8 protein-coding genes are annotated in these 9,247 nt (G+C 73.0%); 4 read left to right on the plus strand and 4 right to left on the minus strand.

All coding sequences use genetic code 11. The features are described 5' to 3' along the window. Positions 1 to 178: 178 nt before the first annotated feature. Together IO20_RS0133625 and IO20_RS0133630 are read right to left on the minus strand one after the other, a co-directional pair. Positions 179 to 907: a transporter substrate-binding domain-containing protein gene (locus IO20_RS0133625; RefSeq protein ID WP_030557004.1), complete on the minus strand. Its 729-nt coding sequence runs from the start codon at positions 905 to 907 to the stop codon at positions 179 to 181. An 11-nt stretch (positions 908 to 918) separates the two neighbouring features. Then, the gene (locus tag IO20_RS0133630; RefSeq protein ID WP_030557001.1) at positions 919 to 1,842 is read right to left on the minus strand and encodes an aldo/keto reductase; all 924 of its coding nucleotides are present in this window, start codon (positions 1,840 to 1,842) and stop codon (positions 919 to 921) included. Positions 1,843 to 2,077: 235 nt separating this feature from the next. On the opposite strand from IO20_RS0133630, the gene IO20_RS0133635 reads away from it, so the two are divergent. Then, positions 2,078 to 3,577, plus strand: a complete 1,500-nt coding sequence (locus IO20_RS0133635; protein WP_030556999.1) for an alpha/beta hydrolase — start codon at positions 2,078 to 2,080, stop codon at positions 3,575 to 3,577. 38 nt (positions 3,578 to 3,615) lie between these two features. On the opposite strand, the gene murQ is transcribed toward IO20_RS0133635, so the two are convergent. Both murQ and IO20_RS0133645 read right to left on the minus strand, forming a co-directional pair. Continuing rightward, positions 3,616 to 4,551, minus strand: a complete 936-nt coding sequence (gene murQ, locus IO20_RS0133640; protein ID WP_030556997.1) for an N-acetylmuramic acid 6-phosphate etherase — start codon at positions 4,549 to 4,551, stop codon at positions 3,616 to 3,618. A gap of 109 nt (positions 4,552 to 4,660) precedes the next feature. Next, complete coding sequence (locus tag IO20_RS0133645) at positions 4,661 to 5,578, minus strand: MurR/RpiR family transcriptional regulator (protein ID WP_030218514.1); 918 nt, start codon at positions 5,576 to 5,578, stop codon at positions 4,661 to 4,663. Between the two features lie 113 nt (positions 5,579 to 5,691). On the opposite strand from IO20_RS0133645, the gene IO20_RS0133650 reads away from it, so the two are divergent. From IO20_RS0133650 to IO20_RS0133660, 3 genes are all read left to right on the plus strand, one after another. Continuing rightward, the gene (locus tag IO20_RS0133650) at positions 5,692 to 6,048 is read left to right on the plus strand and encodes a hypothetical protein (protein WP_030556995.1); all 357 of its coding nucleotides are present in this window, start codon (positions 5,692 to 5,694) and stop codon (positions 6,046 to 6,048) included. Between the two features lie 31 nt (positions 6,049 to 6,079). Then, positions 6,080 to 6,349, plus strand: a complete 270-nt coding sequence (locus tag IO20_RS0133655; RefSeq protein ID WP_030556992.1) for a DUF4031 domain-containing protein — start codon at positions 6,080 to 6,082, stop codon at positions 6,347 to 6,349. A gap of 325 nt (positions 6,350 to 6,674) precedes the next feature. After that, positions 6,675 to 9,247: flagellar hook assembly protein FlgD (locus IO20_RS0133660; protein ID WP_030556990.1), on the plus strand; the 2,573-nt coding region annotated here is incomplete at its 3' end.

The raw sequence follows: 9,247 nt of genomic DNA on the forward strand, positions 1-9,247 counted from the left end.
GGAAGCTGTGGCGGTACAGCGGTACCGGGACCGGTCTGTACGGTGCGCGCGTGACGATCGGTACGAGCGGCTGGCAGAGCTTCAAGGGCCTGTACTGAGCACCTGAGCACCTGAGCAGCTGAGTGAGTGATCGAGGGCCCGGCCGTCCCACGGCCGGGCCCTCAGTCGTCTCCCCGGCTCACGGGGCCAGCAGTCCCGCGTCCTGGCCCGAGCGGCGCAGCGCGTCCGCGACGAAGCCGTTCGCCTTCAGCTCCTCGACCGTGTCGCGGAGGAACGTCACGGTCTCGGGCGCCCGGCCGACCGTCGTCCCGACGGCCTGCCGGATCTCCATGAACCGGCCCTGGATCAGCCGCACGTCCGGGTGCGCCTCGGCGTACGCGGTGAGCGGCTGCCGGATCCCCGCGCCCACCTCCAGACCCTCGGCCCGGAACGTGTCGACGCCCTCGTCCCCGCGAACGACCGTCGCATGGACGAGGGTCCTCGACAGGAACAGGTCGTACGCCGAGCCCTTCTTGACCCCGATCCGCACGCCGGGCGCGTCCACGTCCTCCACGGTGGTGTACGCCGAGCCGCGCGGCGCGACGTACACGCCCTCGATGACGACGTACGGAGCCGTGAACGCCACCTCCGCCTCCCGCGCCGGATCCACGGCCAGGAAGCAGAGATCGGCCCGGCCGTCCGCCATCGCCGCGAAGGACTTCCGCGCCGCGTCGAAGCAGAGCAGCTCGACGGGGAGACCGAGGCGCGCCCCGATCTCCCGCGCCAGATCCACGGTGACTCCCGTCGGCGCCTCGGGGGTGCCCTGCGCGAGGACGGGGTTGCCGAGGTTGACGGAGGCCCGGAGGGTGCCGGTGGGCGCGAGGTCGGCGGCGATGGCGGGGTTCGGGGTGGTCGGGGTGGTCGTCATGGGGGTGGAGTCTAGGCAGGCGTGGCGGTGGAAGCGGCGGCGTTCCGGTGGACGCGGTCGAGGAGGGCCAGCTCGTCCGGGGTGAGGCGGAGGTCGCCGGCGGCGACGTTGGCGGCGAGGTGGTCGGGGTTGCCGGTGCCGGGGATCGCGAGGAGGTGGGGGCCCTGGTGGAGGGTCCAGGCGATACGGATCTGGGCGGGGGTGGCGTCGTGGGCCCGGGCGACGGCGAGGACCTCTTCGGACTCCGGGGCGGTGGCTCCGGTCTCGCGGCCGGCGGCGGCGATCGCGTAGAAGGGGACGAAGGCGATGCCCTGTTCGCCGCAGAGGCGGACGAAGTCCGCGTACTCGGGGCGGACGCCGATCCCGTACATGTTCTGCACGCAGACGACGGGGGCGATGGCCTGGGCCTCGGCGAGGTGGGCGGGGGTGATGTTGGAGAGGCCGAGGTGGCGGATGAGGCCCGCGTCGCGGAGTTCGGCGAGGGCGCCGAAACGCTCGGCGATCGAGTCGTCGCCGAGGACGCGGAGGTTGACGACGTCGAGGTGGTCGCGGCCGAGCTGGCGCAGGTTCTCCTCGACCTGGGCGCGCAGGGCGGCCGGGGTGCGGGCGTGCTCGCTCCACTCGCCGGAGAGGTCGCGGGCGGGGCCGACCTTGGTGGCGATGACGAGGTCGTCGGGGTAGGGCCCGCCGAGGGCGCTGTTGATCAGCTCGTTCGCGGAGCGGAGGGAGGAGAAGTAGAAGGCGGCCGTGTCGATGTGGTTCACGCCGAGCTCGACGGCCTTGCGGAGAACGGCTGTCGCACGGTCGCGCTCCATCGGGACGGCGCCCGGGATGAGAGCCGGGCCGTACTGGGGCAGGCGCATGGCACCGAAGCCGAGACGGTTGACGGTGAGGTCACCGCCGAGGGTCCAGGTGCTGGGAGTGGTGGTGGTCATGCCCGGGATGATCTCCCGGGAGCGGGGGCGGCGTCACCTTGACGGGGGCTCCTGGGGCCTTGGGGCGGGATGACTCTCGGTAAGAGGGGGGCCGCACCAGAAGCCCGTCAGACACGGCCACCCTCTGCGCGAGGGAGACCCCCGAACCCCCTTTCTCCCTCCGGGGGTTGGCCCCACCCCCGAAGCGCCTGGCTGCCGGATGGGGGGAGCGGTGTCGGTCCGCGAGGCTGTGCGCATGACAACGAACCGTGGCCGTCAGCCCCTGCTCCTCGCCCTCTCCGCCGCCGTCGTCGCCGGCGTCGCCCTCACCGGTGGCGCTGTCGCTCCCGCCGCTGCGGCCGGGCTCGGTTGGGGCGACTGCGACCCCGCCCTGAAGCCGCTTCCGGGGCAGCGCTGCGCCCTGCTCTCCGTACCCCTCGATTACGCCCGTCCCGACGGGCCGCAGATCGAGCTCGCCGTCTCCCGCCTTCCCTCCGCCCGGCCCGAGGCGCGGCGCGGGACGCTCATGGTCATTCCCGGTGGGCCCGGCAGTTCCGGTGTGCAGCGGCTCGCGCAGAAGGGCGCCGCCCTCTCGGCCGAGATGGACGGTGCCTACGACCTCGTCGCCTTCGACCCCCGGGGCGTCGGCGGTTCCGCCAAGGCCCGGTGCGGGCTCGACGACGCCGACCGGTGGATGGTCACCCTGCGGTCCTGGCCCGGCGCCGACGGCCGCATCGACGACAACGTCGCCCGGTCCCGGCGGATCGCCGAGGCCTGCGCCCGCAACGGTGGCGCCATGCTCCGCAGCCTCACCACCGCCAACCAGGTCCGCGACCTCGACCGGCTGCGGCAGGCGCTCGGCGAGCGCGAGCTCTCGGCGTGGAGCGTCTCCTACGGGACGTACGTCGCCGCCGCCTACGCCGAGAAGTTCCCCGGGCGGACCGACCGCTGGGTCCTCGACAGCAGCAACGACCCCGACCCGAAGCGCGTCGCCCGGGGCTGGCTGGAGGGCATGGCCCAGGGTGTCGACGACCGCTTCCCCGACTTCGCCGCCTGGGCCGCCCACCCCGACCGCGCCGACGACGGGCTCCGGCTCGCCGAACGCGCCGACGACGTACGTCCGTTGGTGCTCGACCTCGCCGCTCGCCTCGATCGGGAGCCGCGTGCGTCCGCGACGCCCGGCGTGCCGCTGACCGGCGCCGTGCTCCTCCAGGCCCTTCAGCAGGCCCTCTACTCCGACGCTTCCTTCCCGGCCTTCGCGCGGCTCGTGACCGAGGCCCTCGACCCGGCGGGCGAGCCCGTTCTGCCGCGCGAACTCGCCGGTGCCATGCCCGACGACGTCGCCGCCATCACCGTGGGCGTGATCTGCAACGACGTCGACTGGCCCCGGTCGTCCGCGCGGACCTTCGAGCGGGCCGTCGCAGCCGACCGGGAGCGTCATCCGCTGACGGCGGGCCTGCCGGTGAACGTCACGCCCTGCGCGTACTGGAAGGGCGGGGCGGTGGAGAAGCCCGTACGCGTCACCGACCGGGGGCCGTCCAACATCCTGATGATCCAGAACCTGCGTGACCCGTCGACGCCGTACGCCAACGGGCTGCGCATGCGGGAGGCGCTCGGCGAGCGGGCGCGGCTCGTCTCCGTCGACCACGGCGGGCACGGGGTCTACCTGGGGAACGGGAACGCGTGCGGCGACCGGGCGGTGACCCGTTTCCTGACCGAGGGCACGCGGCCGGCCGAGGACGTTCTCTGCCGTTGACGGCCGACGGCGCGTTCAGGTCCTGTGCAGAGGGGTGGTTACGCGGACGGCTCGGGCGCGTGCAGTGCCGCGCGCAGGTGGCCCTGGGAGGTGGTCAGCCGCTCGGCGGCCGTGGCGGCGTCGATGTCGGCGAGGATCATGAGGATCGCGTTCTTCACCTCGCCGTCGGCGGCGGCGAGGGCGGTCTCGATCTGCTCGTCGGGGGCGCCGGTGGCGAGGGCGACGATCCGCCGTGAGCGGGCCTGGAGCTTGTCGTTGGAGGCGCGGACGTCGACCATCAGGTTTCCGTAGGTCTTGCCGAGCCGGATCATCGTGATCGTCGAGATCATGTTGAGGACGAGCTTCTGGGCGGTGCCCGCCTTGAGCCGGGTCGATCCGGTGAGCAGCTCGGGGCCCGGGACGACCTCGATGCCGTGCTCGGCGGCGGCGGCGAGGGCGCTGTCGGCGTTGCAGGACAGGCCGATGGTGAGGGCGCCGAGGGCGCGGGCGTGTTCGACGGCGCCGATGGCGTACGGGGTGCGACCGGAGGCGGAGATGCCGACGACGGTGTCGTCGGCGGTGACGCCGAGCGCGGTCAGGTCCTCGGCGGCGAGTTCCTTCGAGTCCTCCGCGCCCTCGACGGCCTTGATCATGGCGGAGGGGCCGCCGGCGATGAGGCCGACGACCTGGGACGGGTCGGTGTTGAAGGTGGGCGGGCACTCGCTGGCGTCGAGGACGCCGAGGCGGCCCGCGGTGCCGGCGCCGAGGTAGAGGAGCCGTCCGCCGCGGGCCATGCGTGCGGCGGTGGCGTCGATGGCGGCGGCGATGGCGGGGAGCTGTCGGGCGACGGCTGCGGGGACGGTCTGGTCCTCGCCGTTCATGAGCGCGGCGATCTCGGCGGTCGGCAGCTGGTCGATCTCGGCGAGTTCGGGGCGGAAGGCCTCGGTGGTGAGGGTGGCGAGCTGGGCGCGGAGTTCGGAGTAGGTAGCAGACACGTGCGGCTCTTTCGATGCGGTGGTCGGCGCTGCGGGTGCCGTGGTCGGTGTCGGGGTGTCGTCGGTGTCGTCCGTGCGGCGGGTGGCGTGGTCGGTGCGGCGGCGTTCGTCAGCGGGTGCGGGGTGAGTGGCGGTGGGCGAGGGCTTCGTACGAGGCGGCGAGGGCTGGGGCCGCCGTCTCGTACGTGCGCTGGGTGACGCAGGTGAACAGGCAGTCCACGACCAGGAGTTGGCTGGTACGTGACGACATGGCCGCGGGCCGCAGTTCGCTCTCGCGGGCCGTGGAGGTGGTGAGGATGTGGTCGGCGTACTGCGTGACGGGCCCGTCCGGGCGGCCGGTGATCGCGACCGTGGTGGCGCCGTGGTCGAAGGCGACCCGCAGGGGTTCTATGACGTCGCCGGTGGAGCCGGAGTGGGTGATGGCGATGGCGACGTCGCCGGAGCGGAGCTGCACGGCGTTGGTGACGGCGAGGTGTGGATCGCTGTGGGCGTGCGCGATGAGGCCGATGCGGAGGAGTTTCTGGCCGAGGTCCTGGGCGACGAGACCGGAGGCGCCGATGCCGTAGATGTCGATGCGGCGGGCGGTGGCGAGCGCGGCGACGGCGGCGCCGAGCTGGACGGTGTCGAGTCCGGCGGCGGTGTCGGCGAGGGTCTGCTGTTCGTCGTAGGCGAGCTTGGCGACGACGTCGGCGATCGGGTCGTCGACGGCGATGTCGGCGGTGACGGCGGGCGCGCGGCCGGACTGCTGCTGGGCGGCGAGCCCGGCGAGGGCGAGGCGCAGGTCGCGGTAGCCGGGGTAGCCGAGGAGGCGGGCGGTGCGGACGACGGTCGCCTCGCTGGTGCCGGTGAGTTCGGCGAGTCCGGTGACCGTGAGCGCGGCGCAGCCGGCCGGGTCTCCGGCGACGGCCTCGGCGACCCGTTGCATGGAGCGGGTCATGGACGGCGCGAGGGTCCGTACCTTGGCCGCGAGGGCGGCGGGCGCGGGCGGCGCCCCGCTCGTGAAACTTTCCTTCACATCATTCGTCACCTCTGAAAGATACTTTCGGAGGCGCGGGGGCGACAAGACCCCGTCGGTCCCGGATCGGGCCGGGACCTCGCCCTGTCTCGTGTGGCGGGCGCGCGGCGGGTGACAATGAGTCCATGGACGACATCGACCCCGTAGAGCAGGCGCTGCACGCCGCTCGCGCGCTGGTACTGGCCGACCTGGCGGCCCGAAAGGTGGCCGCCGCCGAGGTCGTGTCGATGGTGGAGGACGCGGTGACCCACCGGCGCTGGTGGGTCGAGCAGTGGCCCGAGGGCGTGACGTACGTCGCCGGTCTCGTCGCCCAGGACGTCCAGGACGCCCTGCTCGAACGGTACGGCCGCTGGCCGATCTGCCCGGTCTGTTCCTCGGGGGACCCGCACGCCCTCGACGTGGAACCGGAGCTGGGCCCGGACCCGCACTGGGTCTGCGGCAAGCAGGGCGTGGTGGTCGCTCCGGTGGGCGGTCTGACGTGATGCCCCCCATGGATCCGGCGGGGAGTCCGATGTGACCCTCTACATCGACCCGCCGACCTGGCCGGGCCACGGCCGCATGTGGTCGCACCTGGTCAGCGACGTCTCCTTCGAGGAGCTGCACGCCTTCGCCGCCTCGATCGGCGCCCCGCCCCGCGCCTTCGAGCGCGACCACTACGACATCCCGTCCGACCGGTACGCGGACGCGGTGGCGGGCGGCGCGGTCGAGGTCGGCTCGAAGGAACTGCTCCGCCGCCTCACGGACGCGGGTCTCCGGCGCCCGAAGGGCCGTCCGGCTTCCTGAGCCCCCGCGCTGAGCCCCCGCGCTGAGCCCCTGCGCTGAGCCCGGCGCTGATCCCCGCGCCGGATTCCCCGGGCCGGATCCCCACGCTGGTTTCCTGGTGGCGCGCGCGTTTCGTGCGGCTGTACGATCCGGCTGCCGGCAGGTGGGGGCATCGGGCCGGCCCGCGACCCCGGCATGCGCGCGCGTACTCCGTGCCTTGCCGTGCGCGCCCCCGCTGTCGTTTCCGACACCAAGCCTTTCGTCACGCCGTCTCGTCGCGCTGGTCTCATGCTGCGCGCCGTGCGTTCGGCAGACCCGTTCGGCATGCCCGCAAGAGGGGACCCACTTGTCCGTCCGAAGAGCTGTCGCGCTCGCCCTGAGCGCGACCCTGGGGATCACCGGCCTGGCGGCCGTCACCGCGCCCGCCGCATCGGCCGCCGCCGACTCCCCGTACGAGGTGAAGATCGCCGCACCTCCCCTCAGCACCCCGCCGTGGGTGCACCTGTACGGCGCCGGAACCGGCCTCCAGCTCTGGAACGGTGCGGAGGGGTACCACTGGCGGAACCTCTCCGGGGGCCCGGCCGTCGCCGCGCCGACCTGTCCCGAACCCGTCGCCTACGGCGACGAGGCCGGTTGCATGGGCTTCAGCGGCAACGCGGCCGAGGCCACCGTGCACGACTACACGACCGGCGTCACCCAGCGCCGCACCGGCCTCGAAGGCCACACCTGGCTGCGCGCCTTCGGCTCGGACAGGGTGGTCAGCCACCCGGACACGAACCGCACCGCCCTCCACCTGCTCGGCATCGGCGAGACCGCGCCGGCGGACCTCGTGGTGGAGCTGCCGGGTGCGGACCCGGCGCGTACGTGGGGGCCGACCGTCGCCGCGTTCGACGACACGGGCGCGGTCATCCAGTACGGGGCCGGCGACGGCTTCGTCACCGCTCTGCTGGACTTCGCGACCGGCGCACTCCGGAAGCTGCCCGCCCCGCCGAACGGCGTGCTGTACGACAAGATGGCCCTGAGCGCCGACTGGATCGTCCAGTACAGGCTCTCCGGCACCGTCGAGGCGTTCGTCGTCTCCCGTAAGGACGCCGCGGCCACCGGCCAGGTCGTGAAGCTGCCCAACACCGACGCCGGCCTCGTCGGGCGCCTCGGCGTCACCGGCGGCTGGATCGTCGGACACTACGGCGACCCCTCCGCGCCCCACCCGGTCAAGGCGACGCCCGTCACCGGCGGCGCCTCGCGCGACCTCCCGGTCAAGGCCGCGGCCGACGCCGAGTTCAGCACCGCGCCGGACGGCAGGCTGTACGTCGTCGGCGGCACCGACTCCGCCCACTGGGGCGTGCGCCGCGTCTCCGTCGACGGTACGGGCGCCCCGGTCACCGAGTCCGTCCTGAGCGTGCCGCCACGGACGGTCCAGCGCGGCGGCCTGACCCTCGCGAACGGCCGCGTCACGACCGAGCACACCGACGGCGACAAGCGGAACATCGTGCGCTACGACGTCTCGCTCACGGAGCCCCGTACCGCCACCCAGGCCTGGAGCTGCGACGCGGTCGGCGGCACCGCCCTGAACTGCCCGCCGACCACGGCCTGGACGCAGGACTACGGGACCCGGTGGCTCGACACCGGTGACGGCCGGCTCGTCACCCTCCTCACGGAGGACATCCCGCCGTTCCGCGGGGACCCGCCGTGCATCGGCTGCGTCATCAAGCTGCAGGTGACGACGACGGGTTCCGGCGGTACGACCCGGACGGTCCCGCTCGACACGACGCGCAAGATCAGCCCCGTGCGTCTCCTGGGCGCCTCCGGCCGGTACGTGCACTTCCTCGCCACCGAGAACTACGAGACCCGGTCGGTCGTCGCGGACATCGAGACGGGCAAGACCTGGATCTCCGGCAGCACGAACCAGGCCCTGTGGGGCACCTGGCTCTGGACCTCGTCCGCGGCGAACGACACCGTCTCCGCGATCGACCTGCGCAGCGGAGCGACCGTCGCGACGATCGACCTCGGGACCGAGTGCGGCACCGCCGACTTCGACGTCGTCGGCAAGTGGATCTACGCCCGCTGCGGCGACGGCGCGTCCGCCGTCGTGTACGACCGGGAGAAGAAGACCTCCGTCCGCTTCCAGGTGCCGCGGTCGAGCCAGCCGCGGCTGGGCGACGGCTTCGTCGCCCACACGGCAGTCGGCGCCGAAGGCGATCCGCTGAGCGTCACAGACGTCCGCTCGGGCGCGCCCGTCGTGCGCACCCTCGGTCTCGTCGCGCCCGGCCTGCCCAACTACGACCAGGGCTGGACGATCGACCGGTTCGGAGGGGGCGTCGCCTTCGTCGACCCCCAGCAGGCGATCCACGTCGTCGGCCTCGGCGGTGTCACCAGCCGTTTGACCGCCCTCGATTCCGCCGTGCCGACGTCCGTGAACCTGAAGTCCGGTGCTTGGAAGCCGCGTTGGACGCTGTCCAAGCCCGGCATGTGGTCGCTCGCGTTCAAGCACAAGGCGACCGGCAAGGTCGCGCGGAGCCTGAGCGGGGGCGAGGCGCGCGGTCTCGTCGCTCCTGCGTGGGACGGGAAGGACGCGGCTGGGAAGCTGGTCGCGAACGGTGCCTACGCGTGGGCGTTGACGGTGAAGGCCGCTGATGGTCAGGGCGCGGATCTCGCGGTCTCCGGTGTGCTCTCCGTGACGGGTGGCGCTGCGGTCTGGCGTGACATGTCCGGGGACGACGGTTTCGGTGATCTGTTGGTGATGGATACGGCGGGTCTGGTGTCGTTGTACCGGGGGACCGGTACGGGTGCGGTGTCGGCGCGGATGGCTGGTTCGGGGGCGAAGTTCGCGACGTCGTCGGTGTTCGTGCCGGTGGGTGATCTGAATGGTGACCGGTGTGCGGATGTGTATGTCCGTGTGGGTGATCAGTTGCGGGCGTA

Source organism: Streptomyces exfoliatus, from assembly GCF_000725545.1.
Lineage (GTDB): Bacteria > Actinomycetota > Actinomycetes > Streptomycetales > Streptomycetaceae > Streptomyces > Streptomyces exfoliatus.

Bases quoted from the DNA above. Each gene is read 5' to 3' on its own strand.
- IO20_RS0133630 (WP_030557001.1), bottom strand. From the start codon at position 1,842: ATGACCACCACCACTCCCAGCACCTGGACCCTCGGCGGTGACCTCACC.
- IO20_RS0133625 (WP_030557004.1), bottom strand. From the start codon at position 907: ATGACGACCACCCCGACCACCCCGAACCCCGCCATCGCCGCCGACCTC.
- IO20_RS0133635 (WP_030556999.1), top strand. From the start codon at position 2,078: ATGACAACGAACCGTGGCCGTCAGCCCCTGCTCCTCGCCCTCTCCGCC.
- IO20_RS0133650 (WP_030556995.1), top strand. From the start codon at position 5,692: ATGGACGACATCGACCCCGTAGAGCAGGCGCTGCACGCCGCTCGCGCG.